10 protein-coding genes are annotated in these 16,007 nt (G+C 69.2%); 1 reads left to right on the top strand and 9 read right to left on the bottom strand.

All coding sequences use genetic code 11. The features are described 5' to 3' along the window. Positions 1–11 precede the first annotated feature (11 nt). A complete protein-coding gene (locus tag OZ403_RS19620) occupies positions 12–5,735 on the top strand; it encodes a non-ribosomal peptide synthetase (RefSeq protein WP_268784831.1) in 5,724 nt (1,907 codons plus the stop codon). On the opposite strand, the gene OZ403_RS19625 is transcribed toward OZ403_RS19620, so the two are convergent. The 9 genes from OZ403_RS19625 to OZ403_RS19665 all read right to left on the bottom strand — a co-directional run bounded on the left by OZ403_RS19625 (position 5,722) and on the right by OZ403_RS19665 (position 15,955). Continuing rightward, positions 5,722–8,283, bottom strand: coding sequence for a patatin-like phospholipase family protein (locus OZ403_RS19625; protein WP_268784832.1), 2,562 nt, complete (start codon positions 8,281–8,283; stop codon positions 5,722–5,724). The two genes, OZ403_RS19620 and OZ403_RS19625, sit on opposite strands and share 14 nt — an antisense overlap. Positions 8,284–8,407: 124 nt before the next feature. Beyond that, positions 8,408–9,187, bottom strand: coding sequence for a DedA family protein (locus OZ403_RS19630; RefSeq protein WP_140798519.1), 780 nt, complete (start codon positions 9,185–9,187; stop codon positions 8,408–8,410). 408 nt (positions 9,188–9,595) lie between these two features. Further along, positions 9,596–10,066, bottom strand: coding sequence for a cyclic nucleotide-binding domain-containing protein (locus OZ403_RS19635; RefSeq protein ID WP_140791951.1), 471 nt, complete (start codon positions 10,064–10,066; stop codon positions 9,596–9,598). A gap of 41 nt (positions 10,067–10,107) precedes the next feature. Then, positions 10,108–10,623, bottom strand: coding sequence for a gamma carbonic anhydrase family protein (locus OZ403_RS19640; RefSeq protein ID WP_090492640.1), 516 nt, complete (start codon positions 10,621–10,623; stop codon positions 10,108–10,110). Between the two features lie 4 nt (positions 10,624–10,627). Then, on the bottom strand, positions 10,628–12,016 hold the full coding sequence (gene miaB / locus OZ403_RS19645) for a tRNA (N6-isopentenyl adenosine(37)-C2)-methylthiotransferase MiaB (RefSeq protein ID WP_140791953.1): 1,389 nt from the start codon (positions 12,014–12,016) through the stop codon (positions 10,628–10,630). Between the two features lie 73 nt (positions 12,017–12,089). Then, positions 12,090–12,599 (bottom strand): hypothetical protein, encoded by a 510-nt coding sequence (locus OZ403_RS19650; RefSeq protein WP_268784833.1) that lies wholly within the window; start codon positions 12,597–12,599, stop codon positions 12,090–12,092. Between the two features lie 33 nt (positions 12,600–12,632). Beyond that, positions 12,633–14,030: a VWA domain-containing protein gene (locus OZ403_RS19655; RefSeq protein ID WP_140791957.1), complete on the bottom strand. Its 1,398-nt coding sequence runs from the start codon at positions 14,028–14,030 to the stop codon at positions 12,633–12,635. A 253-nt stretch (positions 14,031–14,283) separates the two neighbouring features. Continuing rightward, a complete protein-coding gene (locus OZ403_RS19660) occupies positions 14,284–15,579 on the bottom strand; it encodes a class I SAM-dependent RNA methyltransferase (RefSeq protein WP_140875490.1) in 1,296 nt (431 codons plus the stop codon). A gap of 7 nt (positions 15,580–15,586) precedes the next feature. Beyond that, positions 15,587–15,955: a TIGR02266 family protein gene (locus OZ403_RS19665; protein WP_174258834.1), complete on the bottom strand. Its 369-nt coding sequence runs from the start codon at positions 15,953–15,955 to the stop codon at positions 15,587–15,589. Positions 15,956–16,007: the final 52 nt, after the last annotated feature.

Genomic DNA, 16,007 nt, shown 5'->3' on the forward strand with positions numbered 1-16,007 from the left:
TCGAGCAGCAGGTGGGACGCACGCCCAACGCGCCTGCCGTGGCGCTGGATGAGCAGGTGCTGTCCTTCAGCCAGCTCAACGCGAAGGCGAACCAGCTCGCCGCGCACCTGCGCACGCTGGGCGTGGGCCCGGAAGTCCGCGTGGGCCTGTGCCTGGAGCGTACGCTGGAAGCCATCATCAGCCTGCTGGCGGTACTGAAGGCCGGAGGGGCCTTCGTCCCCATCGACCCGATGGCGCCCACGCAGCGCCGCTCCTTCATGCTGGAGGACAGCGGGGCCACCGTGCTGCTCACCGTCCAGCACCTGGCCGAGGCCTGGCGGCCCCAGGTCCAGCATCTGCTGTGCCTGGACACCTTGGCCTCGAAGCTGGCGTCACTGCCCACGTACAACGTCCCCGCGAACGTGCGCGGAGAGAACCTCGCGTACATCATCTACACGTCCGGCTCCACGGGCACGCCCAAGGGCGTCATGGTGCAGCACCGCTCGCTGCCGTGGTTGCTCCAGGGAATGACGGAGTCGCTGGAGATGGCCGAGCCCGCCGGGCAGCGCCTCAGTCTCAACGCGCCGCTGTACTTCGACGGCACTGTCGAGCGGCTCATGCACCTGGCGGAGGGACACTGCCTGTGTCTGGTGCCAGAGGCCACGCGGAAGGACCCGGACGCGATGGTGGCGTGGCTGGAGCAGCAGCGCGTCGACATGCTGGATTGCACGCCCGCGCAGCTGGCACTCCTGCTCCAGGCCGGGCTCCTCGAACGAAGCCACGTCCCCGCCAGGATTTTCTGCGGAGGCGAGGCCATGTCGCCCATGCTCTGGAATCGACTGGCCAGCACGGAGCGCACGACGGCCTTCAACGTCTACGGCCCGACCGAGAGCACGGTGTGCGCCACCTCCGCGCGCGTTCAGGGCAACCCGAGTCCCGTCCCCGTCATCGGTCATCCCATCGTGGGAACGCGGGTGTACGTGTTGGACTCGCACCAGCAACTGGCGCCGCTGGGAACCGCGGGCGAGCTGTGCATCGCAGGAGAAGGTGTGGCCCGGGGCTATTTTGGCAGGCCGGGACTGACGGCGGAGCGCTTCATCCCGGACGCCTTCAGTGGACAGCCGGGGGCCCGCCTCTACCGCACGGGAGACAAGGCCCGGTGGCGGCATGACGGCACGCTGGAGTACCTGGGGCGGCTCGACTTCCAGGTGAAGGTGCGGGGCTTCCGCATCGAGCTGGGCGAAATCGAGGCGGCCCTGCGCACCCACGGCCAGGTCCAGGACGCCGTGGTGCTCGCGCGCGAGGACGTGCCGGGCGACAAGCGGCTCGTGGCCTACGTCGTGGTCGACTCGGTCACCGCCGAATCGCTGCGCCAGCACCTCCTGCAGCGGCTGCCTGAGTACATGGTGCCGTCGGTCTTCGTTCCACTGGGCGCCTTGCCGCTGACGTCCACCGGCAAGGTGGACCGCAACGCGCTGCTGGCACCGGACGCATCCCAGCTCGCGCTCACGCGCGACGTCGAGCCGCCCGCGACGCCCACGGAGGATCGGCTGGCGGAAATCTGGAAGGAGCTGCTGCGAATCCCCACCGTGGGCCGGCATGACAACTTCTTCGAGTTGGGCGGACACTCCCTGCTGGCCACCCAGGTCGTGGCCCGTATCCGCGACGCCTTCGATGTGGAACTGAACCTTCGCGCGTTCTTCGCGGCCCCCACCGTGGCGACGCTCGCCGAGCGGCTGGCCTCCACGACGCCCAGGCTCCGGCTCCCGCCATTGACGCGCGCCGGGAGGGACGGTTCGGTGCCGCTCTCCTTCGCACAGCAGCGGCTGTGGTTCTTGGATCAGCTCAATCCTGGAGACGTGTCGTACAACATGCCGTCCGCGCTGCGGCTGTCGGGGATGCTCGATGTCGAAGCCCTGCGGCGAGCCGTGAGTGCCATGGTGGAGCGGCACGAAGCGCTCCGCACCACGTTCCAATCGGTGGCTGGCGAGCCCCGGCAGGTCATCCACCCACCACACGACACGGTGGTGGAGGTCGTGGACCTCTCGGACATCCAGGACCGGGCCCAGCGGGAGGCGGAGGCGATGACGCGCGCCACCCGGGATGCCCGACAGCCGTTCAATCTCGCCACGGGGCCGCTGCTGCGCGCCACGCTGCTGAAGCTGGAACCGTCCGAGCACGTCCTGTTGCTGTGCCTGCACCACATCGTCTCGGACGGCTGGTCCATGGGCGTGCTGGTGCGTGAGGTGACCACGTTCTATGAGGCCTTCCAGAACGGGAACCCCGCGGCCCTTCCCGAGCTTCCGGTTCAGTACGCCGACTACGCGCTCTGGCAGCGGGGGTGGCTCCAGGGCGAGACGCTGAAGGAACAGCTCGGCTGGTGGAAGTCGCAGCTGGCCGGTGCACCCCATGCGCTGGAGTTGCACACCGACAAGCCCCGGCCCGCGGTGCTGCGTCACCACGGCGCGGTGGTGCCGGTGCTGCTGCCCCAGGAACTCGCGCTGATGCTGGATGCGCTGGCGCAGCGTGAAGGCGTCACGCCGTTCATGCTGCTGCTCGCGGCCTTCCAGTCGGTCCTGGCCCGTCATGCCGGGCAGGATGATGTGTTGGTCGGCTCGCCCATCGCCGGCCGGCGCCACGCGGAGACCGAGCCGCTCATCGGCTTCTTCGTGAACACGCTGGTGCTGCGCGCCCGCCTCACGCCCGCGATGACCTTCCGTCAGCTTCTGGCGCAAGTCCGTGACGCCACGCTGGGCGCGTATGAGCATCAGGACGTGCCCTTCGAGCGGTTGGTGGAGGAGCTCCAGCCCTCGCGAGACCTGAGCCGCACGCCGCTGTTCCAGGTGATGTTCGCGTTGCAGAACACCCAGGTCCCCGAGCTGGCCTTGCCCAAGCTGTCGGTCCGTCCCGCGGACGCCGACGACTCGGGGGTGACGCTGTTCGAGCTGAGCCTGGACCTGGTGCGTGCCCAGGATGGCTACGAGGGTGCGCTCGTCTACAGCACCGAGCTGTTCGAGCGGGCCACGGCGGAACGACTGGCCACCCATCTCCGGCTGCTGCTGGAGCGTGCCGTTGCCGCGCCGGACCTGGCCATCGCCACCCTGTCCCTCCACACGGAGACGGAGCAGCAGCAGTTGATGGTGGACTGGCACGACATCGCACCGGACCGCGAGCGTGGTGCGCTCTTCCACACGCGCTTCGAGCAGCAAGCCGCGCGCACGCCCGAGGCCCCCGCCGTGACACTGGGGGCACAGGTGCTGTCGTTCGCCCAACTGGACGCGAGGGCCAACCAGCTTGCCTCGTCCCTGCGCTCGCTGGGCGTGGGCCCCGAGGTCCGCGTGGGCTTGTGCCTGGAGCGCACGCCGGACGCCATCGTCGCGGTGTTGGCGGTGCTCAAGGCGGGTGGCGCCTTCGTGCCCATCGACCCGTCAGCGCCGGCACAGCGCAAGTCCTTCGTCCTGAAGGACAGCAATGCGTCCGTCCTGCTCACCGTCCAGCCGTTGGCGGATGCCTGGAAGCCTCAGGTCCGGCATCTGCTGTGTCTGGACACCGGGGCGTCGAACCTGGCGTCACGGCCCACGGATGACGTCGCGGTGGAGGTCCGAGGCGAGAACCTCGCGTACGTCATCTACACATCCGGCTCCACCGGCACGCCCAAGGGCGTCATGGTGCAGCACCACTCGCTGGCCTCGCTGCACGTGGCCTCGAACCTCGCGTTCCACCTGGGGCAGGCGCCGGGGCAGCGGTTCAGCCTCAACGCGCCGCTCTACTTCGACGTCAGCATGGACCAGCTCGTCCATCTGGCGGACGGGCACTGCTTGTGCCTGTTGCCCGACGACACACGGAGGGATCCGGAGGCGATGCTGGCGTGGCTGGAGCAACAACGCGTGGACGTCCTGGACTGCACGCCCGCGCAGCTGACGCTGCTGCTCCAGGCCGGGCTGCTGGAGCGTACCCACGTCCCGGCGCGGATTCTGTGCGCGGGTGAAGCCATGGACCCGTCGCTCTGGAGCCGCCTGGCGAGCACGGAGCGCACCACGGCGTTCAACGCCTACGGCCCCACGGAGAGCACCGTGTACGCGACGTTCGCGAAGGTGCAGCACAGCCCAAGTCCGGTCCCCGTCATCGGAAAGCCGCTCGCGGGGACTCGGGCGTACGTGCTGGATGCGCGGCAGCAACTGGCCCCCCTGGGCACCGCGGGCGAGCTCTACCTGGCGGGGGATGGCCTGGCCCGAGGCTACCTGGGCCAGCCAGGCCTCACGGCGGAGCGCTTCGTCCCCCACCCGTTCGCGACCACGCCGGGCGAGCGGCTCTATCGCACGGGCGACAAGGCCCGCTGGCGACATGACGGCACGCTGGAGTACCTGGGCCGGCTCGACTTCCAGGTGAAGCTGCGCGGCTTCCGCATCGAGCTGGGCGAAATCGAAGCGGCCCTGCGTGCACACGAAGCGGTCCAGGACGCCGTGGTGCTGGCGCGCGAGGACGTGCCCGGCGACAAGCGGCTCGTGGCCTACGTCGTGGGCGGCGCCGTCACCGTGGAGGCGCTGCGTCAGCACCTCCAGCAGCGGCTGCCCGAGTACATGGTGCCTCCGGCCTTCGTCTCACTGCCGGCCCTGCCCCTGAACCCCAGTGGCAAGGTGGACCGCAAGGCCCTGCCCTCGCCCACGCTCGCGGACACCCGAAGCCAGGAGGTCCACGTGGCGCCGCGGGATGGGCTGGAGCTGCGGCTCGTGCGTACCTGGGAGCAGCTCCTGGGCGTGGCGCCCATCAGCGTGCGCTCCAGCTTCTTCGAGCTGGGGGGCCACTCGCTGCTGGCCGTGCGTCTGGTCGCGGCCCTGCGCGAGTCCCTGGGCCGGCCGCTTCCCCTGGCCGCGCTGTTCCAGGCCCCCACGGTGGAGCAGCTCGCCGCGTTCCTGCGCCGCGAGGACGCTGGACCGGCGTCGTCGCTGGTCCCGTTCGACGCGGGCCGGAGTGGAACGGAGGTTCCGTTCTTCTGCGTGCACCCTGTCGGAGGCAACGTCCTGGCCTACGCGGAGCTGGCCCGGCTGCTGGGGCCAGAGCGCCCGTTCTACGGACTCCAGGCGCAAGGGCTCGACGGCAGCACGCCGCCGCTGGGCACGGTGGAGGAGATGGCGGCCGCCTATGTGGAGGCCATCCGCACGGTCCAACCCGCCGGGCCCTACCTGCTGGGCGGCTGGTCCGTGGGCGGCGTCATTGCCTATGAAATGGCGCGCCAGCTTCGCGAGCGTGGCGACACGGTGGCCTTGTTGGCGCTCATCGACGCCTACACGCCCGCGGTGCTCAACGCCGCCGAGCCGGAGCCCGACGCCGCGCAGGTCGTCTCCGCTTTCGCGAGCGACCTGCTGGGCATCGGGTTCGCGGACCTGGCCACGCCGGACGCGTCCCAGTCGCCCGAGGCCCAGGTAGAAGCGCTCTGGGAAGCCGGTCAGCGCGCGGGCGCCCTGCCGCCCGGAATGGAGCCCGCGCACCTGCGGGCCCTGCTCCAGGTCTTCGAGGCCAACCTCCGGGCCGCGCGCCGCTACCAGCCGCCCGCGCTGAACCCGGGCCGGGTGTTGCGGCTCCAGGCGACGGAGGGCGCGGAGGGCCTGCCCGAGGACGGCGGATGGAAGGCGCTCGTGGGAACCGGCCTGGAGCAGCACGCCGCGTCCGGCGACCACTACAGCGTGCTGCGCGCCCCGGGGGTCCGCGAGCTGGCGGACCGGCTCCGGAGCGCGCTGAAGCTCACCACCGGGTGAGGAGGAACTCGACGCCCAGGCCCAGCTCCTTGAAGTACTTGGGCGTCCCTCTGATGAGCCGCCGCTCTCCCTCCGTCTTCTTGAGGAGGTAGACCGGCATCGTGAGCCGCACGCCCACCATCTCCGCCAGGTCCACGCCCAGGCGGGCCTCCGGAACCGTCAGCGCCCATTCGTTGGGCTTGCTGAGGTAGCCCGCGGACACGCCCAGTCCGGCGCGCCACCGGACGTACGGCCCCAGGTCGAGGAACGGAATCGCGCCGGAGAAGCCGTCCATGTCGGAGACGCAGTCGATGTAGAGGCCCAGCGAGGCCCAACGGATGCGGGTGTCGTTGGGCACGAGCTGGTCCATGTCCCGCACGCCCAGCCCGGACAGCACGGCGCCGAAGCGCCACTCATTGCGGCTGTAGGCGTAGTCGTCGCGTCCCTGCTCGGACGCCAGGAACGGAAGCTCCACGCCCACGCCCACACCGCGCTGGCGCATGGCGCTGAGCGTCCAGACATGGTGCGGCTTCGAATACGTCAGCCACTCGTCCAGGAACGCGGCGCCCGCGGGACGGAGCGGAATCTTGAGATTGCCCCGCTGCTGCGTGACGAGGCTGTGGAAGGCGGTGCCCACGCGTTGGCGGACCGGGATGAGGTCCTCTCGGGTCCCCGTGGCTTCAATCCCCTCCATGACGCCTTCGCTGTACTGGTAGCCCACGTCGCCCAGCACGGAGAGCAGGTCGTCGACCTGTCCCTTCTGGAGCTGTCCCGCTTCCGCCTTCTTCGTCAGGGCATCGGTGGCCTGGCGCAGCCGCCCCAATTGCGGCGTCATCGTGCAGTCATTGCCCACGACGCAGCGGAAGCCGGGCGAGTCGATGCGCAGGACCTTCAGCACGCGGAGCTCACGATCCCTCAGACGCTCCTTGCCAGCGCGAGGCACCAGCAGGTCGACGGCGCGCGTCGAGGTGAGCTGAGTGGACAGGAAGCGGATGGCGTCCTGCATGCCCCGGTAGAAGTCGTGCTCGCGGAAGCGCCGGTCGAAGAAGCCCATCATCGCGAACTGGAACTCCGACGGGAGCACGGACGTGCGGCGAGGAATCTGGATGCGGCCCGACAGATTGATGTCGTGCTCCAGCGTGTTGAGCACGGCGCTGTCGCGCGCGGCGTTCAGCACGTTGCCCAGGTACTGGAAGTAGGCCTCGTCCAAGGGGCTGCGGGAGCGCTCCGGCCGTTCCGGCGGTGACGCCCAGTCCCAGCCGACCGCGTCCTGGTCCAGGTAGACGACGGGGAAGCGCTCACGATTGAGCGTCGTCTCCCGCGAGGTTCCGCGCTCCACCCACCGCGAGCCGAGCCGCACCGCCAGGTCCACGGGGTTGTTGTTGAGCACGCCGCCGTCAATGAGCTTGAGGGACTCCAGGGGCCCCCATTGCGTCTGGTTGAAGAAGGAGACCTCGACGGGAACAGGGGGGAACGCGAGCGGAAAGGCCCCGGAGGCCTGCGGGGTAAGCAGCAGGTTCGACAGGGACACCTCATGTCCGCCGTCGCCCGTCGGTTGGGCGCCCAGCGCCGGGTAGTACGCGAGCTCCTTGGGCTTCACTCCGATGTGGGGGAACGACGCGCTCACCGCGCCCTCCATGAAGGGCAGCCGGGCGGTGAGCTTCCCTTCGCCCTGCGTCATTACCTGGACGACCAGCTTCTCCGTCACGCGCTTCAGCTTGAACTGGGCGTCGGGTCCGCCGTCGCCGAAGGGAACTTCGCGCCCTCGCAGGTTCGTCACGGTGATGCCGTAGGCGAAGGTGCAGTCCTCCTTGAAGCGGGTCGTCTGGGCCTTCTTCAGGATGAGCTGCAGGGTGTCCTGCATGTGGGGCTCGCTGAAGAGATGCGTGCCCTGAGGTGGCTCATTCCGCTCTTCGGGGAGCAGCCGCCCCAGGTCGAGCTGGTCGATCCACACAGTCCAGAAGAGGCTCTGCTCCGGAGACCACGTGGGCTGGGCGAACGCCGTGTCACACGAAGCCAGTCCCCCGAGCAGCGCGTTCACCGCCCCCGCCGAGGCGCCCGTCCACACACGCGGCGCGGGGTTGCCCAGGTCCGCCTGCTCGCCTTCTCGCTGCGCGACGCTCCAGAACCGGACCAGTGTGGAGATGAACCCCGCCTGATACGCGCCCAGGCTGATGCCGCCGCTGACGACCAGGGCCGGCGCGCTGCGCTCCGTCTCCTCGGCCAGGGCGCGGGCCCGCGCGGGGTCTTCGATGTGCGGTGGCAGGAACGGCGTCCCCTCGGGGACGAGCGCGGTGTCCTTCGCGAAGGCGTCACCATCCGGCGGAACGGGCGGCACCTCGGGGCTCACCGCCGGAACGTCTTCAGTGACAGCGCTGGCCGGCACTTCGCCCGGTTCGGCTTCGGGCAGCGCCGCTGGCGCATCAGGTGGGGCGTCCGCCGACACGGGGTTGGCGGGTGTGGAGGAGTCCTCGGCCTCGGATGGGGCCAGTGGGACGGCTTGCGCCTGCGCGGTGCTGGTGGTTGCGAGCAGGACCACGGCACAGGCACGAAGAAGGTTCTTTGGCATTCACGGGGCTCAGATGAAGGTCGACGTTGAGGCTATCCCTCAATCCTGACCCTGATCCCGGAAGCCCGGCAACCACGGAAGGCGCCGGGGAAGCTGTCGTCCCCGGCGACCTTTGTTCGAAGGCCTACGACTTCTGCAGCTCGTGCGAGCTGTCGGCGGCGGCCTGCTCCGGTGCCGCGACGAACAGGGCGTCGCCCGTGCTGGACACCTGGGGACGCAGCGGCGCGGCCACCGACTCGTGGACCAGCGCGGGAACCACCACGGGCTCCACGATGGCGGCGGCCTGGGCGCGCTGCGCGGCCTGCCGGCGGCGCCACACGAAGTAGCCGATGGCTGCCGCGGCCAGCACGCCCATCACGGCGAACTGCCCTTCCTTGAACTTGGAGATCATCGTGTCCAGCTCGCCACCGAAGTGGAAGCCGAGCCAGATGAACACGGGCGCGGACAGCAGCGCCGCCAGGCCATCCCAGAAGATGAAGCGCCAGTAGGACATGCCCACGGAGCCCGCGGTGAAGTACGTCACGGCGCGCACGCCCGGCATGAAGCGGGCGATGCAGACGATCTTCTGCCCGTGCTTGACGAAGAGCCCTTCCACCTTCGCGCGTTTCTCGGGTGTGACAATGCGGGCGAAGAAGCCACCGCCGCCTTCACGTCCCAGCCTCCCCCCCAGCCGGCGGCCGGCGAGGTAGATGAGGCTGTCGCCAACGAGAATGCCCGCGAAGCCGACCACCATCATCACCGACAGGTTGGCGGCCCCCTTGTGGGCCAGGAAACCCCCGAGGATGAGGGAGATGTCCTCCGGAAGAGGAACACCCAGCCCGCAGGCCACCAGGATGCCGAACACGGTGGCATAGGCGAAGAAGCCCTGCGAGTCGCCGAGGAGGTTGGTGAGAAGTTCTTGCACGCGTCGTCCTGTCCATTCACGTCCGAAGGGCCCGCCCCGGCACTCACCTGAGGCCGCCCCTCTAGCGCCCAGACATCAACCGGGCGCGGGTCGTCAAAACTCCGGGTCAACAAGGGGAATCGACCACAAAAATCCCTGAAACCCGGCCTCCGCTTGGGCCCTCTTCGGTGCCCCTCGTCCCTTCTTATTCTCCGACCGCCGCCTCCCGCTGCCCCACTGTCCCGACGTCGCGCCGCCCCTTCGGGCAGCCTGCCCACCTGGGTTCCAGTCGTCCAGGAGGCCCATTCCGCCCCGGCCCGCACTGCGGAACGAGGTGGGAACTCCATCCACCAGGCCCTACCCCATCCCGCACAGCCAGAGCCGCCGGGCAGCTTAACCACCGCCCGCCCGAATGGCGTCACCTTCGGCTCAGGCCGCGGGCGCTTTTCCGATGAGCGTGCGCAGCATGTCCCGGTTGTCCCGGGCCTTCTGGCCGAAGTGCGCGACGATGCCCATCAGCAGCTTCACGCAGGCCTGCGGCTTGGTAGCCAGGAGTTTCTGGAAATCCGCGGCGCGAATCTCCAAGGCCAACACGTCGGTGACGGCGGTGGCGGTGCACAGCCGCTCACCCTTCTGCACCAGGGCCAGCTCTCCCAGGGGTTCGCCGGAGCCGACCTCACCCAGGGACACATCCTCGCCCCCGGCGCTCTTGGCGCTCAGGCGCACGGTGCCTTCACCCACGATGAGGAGCGAATCCCCCGTCTTGCCTTCTGCGAAGAGCGCGGTTCCCTTGGGGAACGCACGGGTGACGGCGACCCCGGCGAAAATCTGGATGCCGGTGTCCGTGAACCCCTTGAACAGCGGGCACGCCTTGAGCGTTGTGGCAGGCACGAGAGCCATGGATGTGCTCCTAACACGCCCAGCGTAGGCTCGCGAGCGACTCAGCGGTCCGTGTGGTACTCGGCCGCGAGCAGCACGTAGTGCTGGGCGGACATCAGGAGGAACTCACGCTCCGCCTCGGTGATGGGGCGCTTCACCCGGCCCGGAGAGCCCACCACCAATGAGCCCGGGGGGATCTTCGTGCCCGGCGTCAGCAGGGCTCCCGCGCCGATGATGCAGTCGTCCCCCACTTCCGCGTCGTCCATGACGGTGGCGCCCATGCCCACCAGCACCCGGTTGCCGATGGTGCACCCATGGAGGATGACGTGGTGCCCCACCGTCACGTCGTCCCCCACCGTGGTGGCGGACCTGCCGCTGGTGACGTGAATCAGGGAGAGGTCCTGCACGTTGGTGCGCTTCCCGATGCGGATGGGATTCACGTCCCCGCGCAGCACGCAGTTGAACCAGATGGAGGAGTCCTCCCCCACCTCGATGTCACCCACCAGCTGGGCGGAGTCGTCCACGAAGCATCCCGGGTGGACGCGGGGGGATACCCCTCGGAATGGCCTCTGGGGCATGGGGCTACGCCTCCGCGACGACGTGGAACGGCGCCTCGGCCATGGGCACCGGCAGCGGCTCCACCGTGGGCGGCTTGAGCAGGGCCACCTGCTTGCCCGAGAGCTGGTTGGGCGTGGCGCGCTCCACCTTCACCGTCACGAAGGCGCCCGCGGGGGCGTCCCCTTCGAAGTTGACGGTGCGGTTCTCCGGCGTGCGGCCGAAGCGCTTGGTGGCGTCGTAGCGCGAGTGCCCCTCCACCATGACCTCCACCTCCGAGCCCACCAGCGCCGCGGTGATTTCGCCGCTGATGCGCCGCTGCAGCTTCTGCAGCCGCTCCAGGCGGGCAATCTTCACCTCATGCGGCACCGGGCCCCAGTCCTTCTCGCGCAGGGCCGCGCCCGTCTTGGGCCGCGGGCTGTAGACGAAGGAGAACTGGTTGTCGTAGCGGACCTGCTCGGTCAGCTGCATCGTCATCTCGAACTCCTCCTCGGTCTCCCCAGGGAAGCCGACGATGATGTCCGTGGTGACGGCGATGCCCGGCCGCGCCTCGCGCAGCTTCGCCAGGCGCTCCAGGTACTGCACCACCGTGTAATCGCGGCGCATCATCTTGAGGATGCGGTCGCTGCCACACTGCACCGGCAGGTGGAAGTGCGGGGTGATCTTCGGCTGGACGCGGAAGGCTTCGATCAGCTCGTCGGACAGGTCATGCGGGTGACTGGTAGTGAAGCGCACGCGCTCGATGCCGGGGACCTCCGCGGTGCGCAGCAGGAGCTGCGCGAAGGAGATGCCGCCCGCGTACGAGTTCACGTTCTGGCCGATGAGCGTCACCTCGCGCACGCCGACCTTCGCCAGGTCCGCCACCTCGACGAGCACGTCCGGGAACGCCCGGCTCACCTCGCGGCCGCGCGTGTGCGGCACGATGCAGAACGAGCAGACGTTGTCGCAGCCCTTCATCACCGTGACGAACTCGGTGACCTTGCCGCGGGACGTCTCCGGGTCGGCGCGCGGGAAGACGTACTCCTCCGAGTTCACGAAGGCCGTCTCCACCACCCGCTCCCGCTCCGCGGACACCCGGCCGATGATGTCCGGCAGGCGCGCGATGTTGTCGGGACCGAAGACGAAGTCCAGGTACGGCACCTTCTTGAGGAGCTTGTCCTTCTCCTGCTGCGCCACGCACCCGCCCACGCCAATCAGCGCGCCACGGCTGGCCTTCACCGGCTTGTACCGCCCCAGGGCGGACAGCATCTTGTCCTCCGCCTTCTCCCGGATGGAGCAGGTGTTGAGGATGATGAGGTCGGCGTTGTCCGGCACCGGCGTCGGCGCGTAGGACATCTGGCTCAACACCTCGCTCATGCGGAGCGAGTCGTTGACGTTCATCTGGCAGCCGAAGGTGTGGATGAAATAGCGCTTCATGGAAGAACCCTGAGCAAGTACGTGCCCTTATCCGATGGCCGGACGCGGAATGCAACCGGCCGCCCGCCCGGCTTCATCTCCGGCTGAGCAGGTGCGTCAGGCGGGTGTGCAGGTCCACCAGCTCCGTCTCGCGGGCCCGGAGCAGCACCAGGGCGTCCTCGCCGTAACGCCGCGCCAGGGCGTTGGTTTCGCGCTCCTGTTTGGCCAGCTCGTCCTGGATGCGGCCCTTGAGCTCGTCCGCCGCGCCGCCCTGGAGCTGACCCAGCTTGTCCTGGAGCTTGCGGGCCGCCCAGCGCCGCCCGCCGAAGGCTCGCAGCAGCGCGCTGCCCTGCTCCGCCGTCTTGGGGTCCAGCCCCGACGCGGCCAGGGCCTCGGTGTGGGCCTTGGCCAGGGTCTCCGTCCCCTGCCCGGAGGCCTGGGCAAGGTAGGTCTGCTGGTAGCGGACCAGGGCGTCGAGCATCGCCGCGTCCAGCGGAGGGGCGGCCCAGCGCAGGGTGCGGTCGTCGGCGGCGGTGAGGTCCGTGGACGACTCCCGGTTGGGGACGTCCTGGAATCCGTTGTCGTCGAAGAGGAAGGAAGACATGGGGAGGTGCCTTGCGGGGGAATGGGCCCGGGACTACGCGGGCACGAGCTGGTCGGCGATCCGGGCCAGGTCCGACACGGAGGTGACGACGACGGCCTGGTGACAGTGCTTCTCGTAGGTGAGCATCTCGCTGTCGCCAATGCCCCAGTTGCCACGCTCCTCGGGGCAGATCCACAAGAGCCGCTTCGCCTTGCGGCGCAGGTCCTTGAGGGCCCAGGCGTTGTTCGCGTTGTAGTTGTTCCGCCCGTCGCCAATCACCATCACGGTGGTCCGGCGGGTGATGCTGCCCAGGTGGTCCCGGGTGAAGTCGGCCAGGGCGCGGCCGTAGTTGGAGTTCGCGCTCAGCGACACCGTCTTGCCCGCGGTGGCCATGTCGATGGCGGCGTCGACCTCCAGGTCCTTGAAGTACTGCGTCACCTCGCCCACGTCGGACACGAAGACGAACGAGCGCACGCGGACGAAGAGCGACTGCATCGTGTGCATGAACAGCAGCATCATCCGCGAGGCCTGTCGCACGGAGTCGGACACGTCGCAGAGCACCACCAGCTCCGGGCGCTCGGGGCGGCGGCTGCGGAACTGGGGCACCATGGGCACCCCGCCCCACGGCAGGTTCCGGCGCAGGGTGCGCCGCACGTTGAGGGCGCCCTTGCGGTGCGAGCGCTGCTTCCGGATGAGCCGGCTGCGCAGCTTCTCCGCCAGGGTGCGCACGGCGGACTCCATCTGGTCCACCTCCGCCTGGGTGAGCAGGTGCAGCGGCTTGTCCGCGGCGGTGTCGGTGCGGCGGCGGATGCGGGCCTCCGCCTGGCGCTTCACTTCCTGGCGGGCGGCGTCCTCGATCTTCCGCATCGCGGCCGCGACATGGCGCGAGACAATCTCCACCCCTTCCGGTGTGAGGCCGCGGGCCCGTAGCTCGTCCTCAAGCGACTTCATGTCGTTCCGGGCCTTGTCCGCTCCAGCCGCCGCCAGCATGCGCCTGGAGAAGAACCCGGCCTGGAGCGGACTCTCCATCCGCGACAGGTCCAACTGCAGCGAGGCCATCCGGAAGATCTGCGCCAGCCGGGCCCGGTCTCCCATCAGCACGGCCTGCGCCAGGGGGGACATCTCCGGGAGGAGCTGGTGCATCTGGATGAGGACCATCTTCAGCAGGTCGCCCTCCAGGTAGCCTTCCTCCTCCAACTGCTGCGCCAGCGACTTGTCGATGGCCTCGAACGTCCTCGCCGCGCCGGAGAAGTAGAACTCGAAGGCCCGGTTGAAGGTGTCCACGTCCAGCTCGCGCTTCACCAGCGTGGTGCGGAGCACCGAACGGAACAGGTTCCGATCCTTGAGGCCTACCTCGGACGTGGCGCGCAGCGCGTCCTGGACCTCGGACGTACTGACGCGAACACCGTTCTGGCGAAGGACCTCGGCGAACTCGACGATGCGGGCATCCACGCAACCATCATGTCCGGGGACGGCCCGCACGCAATCGGGAATGCACGACCGTGAAGCGAGCGGATGCCTGCCTCCCTGGTACACGCGGTGTAATCACTAAAATTTACTGAATTGCAGATTGTTCCGATCTGCGTCCGCCGTCTATGGAAGCCACTTTCAGAGGGAAAACAGGCAAGACGTGGCCTGGACGCCACGAGGCGCCCGAATCCCGCTGCTCAACGCAACAAAGACTGATGGTGCGTGTTGCCGCTGTTCAGGCCGACCGCTCGAAGGACATCACGGCCTCGACGTGATGCGTCTGAGGGAACATGTCGACCACCTGGAGGGCCAGGGGCTTGTACCCGGCGGCGACCAGGCCCGCGGCGTCCCGAGCCAATGAAGCCGGGTCACACGCCACGTACACCACGCGGCGCACCCCCAGGGCGGTCATCCACTTCGCCAGGCCTGGGGCTCCCGCGCGCGGCGGGTCCGCGAGGCACACATCGAAACGGCGCTGTTCGGCCACCAGCCCGTCGCACACCTTGCGGGCGTCGCCCTGGATGAAGCGCACGTTCGTCACCCCGCCCTCCCGCGCGCTCCGCTGGGCCAACTCCACGCCCACGGGGGATGACTCCACGCCCAGCACGGACGCGGCGGTTCCGGCCAGGGGGAAGGTGAAGTTGCCGTTGCCCGAATACAGCTCCAGCACGGAGTCGGACTCCCGGGCTCCCAACTCGTACACGGCCGAGGTCACCAGCCCCACGTTGGCTTCGGCATGGGCCTGGGCGAAGGCATCCGGCCGCAGGTACAGGGGGACTTCCGGCCGCAGCGGTGAGTAGGAGCGCAGCGCGGGCTTGCCCAGGAGCCGGGCCGAGCCCTCCTTCGGCGTCAGCACCGCGCCCTCCAGCCGCAATGCGCGCACGGCCGCCTCCGCGGCCTCCAGGTGGCGCGCCGTCACCGGGCCGCTGAGATTCACCGCGAACGCGGCCTTGTCCCCTTCGGCCAGCAGCAGCACCTCCTCGGTGTCCTTCGCCAGGGGCTTGAGCAGCGGAGCCAGCTTCCCGGGAAGCGCCGTCAGCACGGGCGTGAGCGCGCCGCAGACCTCCACGGGCACGCGCTCGTGGCTGCGCCGGCCGAAGTACCCCAGCGCCCCCTTGCCCGCGGGATGCAGCACCGCGCGGCGCCGGTAGCCCCAGTCCCTGGGCGCCACCAGCAGCGGACGCACGGTGAAGCTGTCCCGAGCCAGGTGGCCCAGGTGCTCCAGCGTGGACAGGACGATCTCCTGCTTCGCGGTGCGTTGGGCGGGCTCGGCCAGCCCCAGCCAGTCACAGCCGCCGCAGTCGGACGCGTACACGCAGGGCGCGTCACGCCGGTCCGGACCCGGTGACACGACCTGCCGCAGGATGCCGCGCAGCACGCGGCCTTGTATCTCCAGGTGGACGCGCACGGTGTCTCCCGGGAAGGTCCCCGGGATGAAGACGGTGCGCCCCTGCCAGGAGGCCACGCCTTCGCCGAGCTGGCCGAGGCGTTCGATGGTCAGTTCAATGGGAAGTTCGGGTAGCGGCAGCATTCAGGCGCTATTCGGGCGGGAGCTCCGAGCGCAAGCGCTCCACGAACTCCTCGATACGCGATCGCTTGTCTTCATCAACGTCCAGGAACTCCACCGCCATCCCTGGGGACTGGGGCGCGGGCACGCCCACGGCATTGGTACGCGTCACCCGCCCCTTCAGCTCCACGGGGAAGTGCGCGCCGGGCAGCGTCACCAGCAGCCGCACCACCGTGTCCACGGACAGCGGCTTGTCGGTGTTGATGTACAGGCCACCCTTCGACAGGTTCACCGCCCAGTCGGTGACGAAGCCAGAGACGCTGCGGTAGGCCACCGGCAGCTCGTACTCCAGGCGGGGCGCGCGGGGATGAGGGGTCGAGGTGTTGGGACTGTCTGCCATGGGATGCGCTCCGCCGCGGGATTCGTACAACGCCCGCGGCGGTGCACCTTAG

The organism is Myxococcus sp. NMCA1 (assembly GCF_026810205.1).
GTDB classification, from domain to species: domain Bacteria; phylum Myxococcota; class Myxococcia; order Myxococcales; family Myxococcaceae; genus Myxococcus; species Myxococcus xanthus_A.

What these genes read in the sequence shown, in the direction of transcription:
- OZ403_RS19625 (WP_268784832.1), bottom strand. Translation starts at nt 8,283, where the DNA reads ATGCCAAAGAACCTTCTTCGTGCCTGTGCCGTGGTCCTGCTCGCAACC.
- OZ403_RS19635 (WP_140791951.1), bottom strand. Translation starts at nt 10,066, where the DNA reads ATGGCTCTCGTGCCTGCCACAACGCTCAAGGCGTGCCCGCTGTTCAAG.
- OZ403_RS19640 (WP_090492640.1), bottom strand. Translation starts at nt 10,623, where the DNA reads ATGCCCCAGAGGCCATTCCGAGGGGTATCCCCCCGCGTCCACCCGGGA.
- miaB (WP_140791953.1), bottom strand. Translation starts at nt 12,016, where the DNA reads ATGAAGCGCTATTTCATCCACACCTTCGGCTGCCAGATGAACGTCAAC.
- OZ403_RS19650 (WP_268784833.1), bottom strand. Translation starts at nt 12,599, where the DNA reads ATGTCTTCCTTCCTCTTCGACGACAACGGATTCCAGGACGTCCCCAAC.
- OZ403_RS19660 (WP_140875490.1), bottom strand. Translation starts at nt 15,579, where the DNA reads ATGCTGCCGCTACCCGAACTTCCCATTGAACTGACCATCGAACGCCTC.
- OZ403_RS19665 (WP_174258834.1), bottom strand. Translation starts at nt 15,955, where the DNA reads ATGGCAGACAGTCCCAACACCTCGACCCCTCATCCCCGCGCGCCCCGC.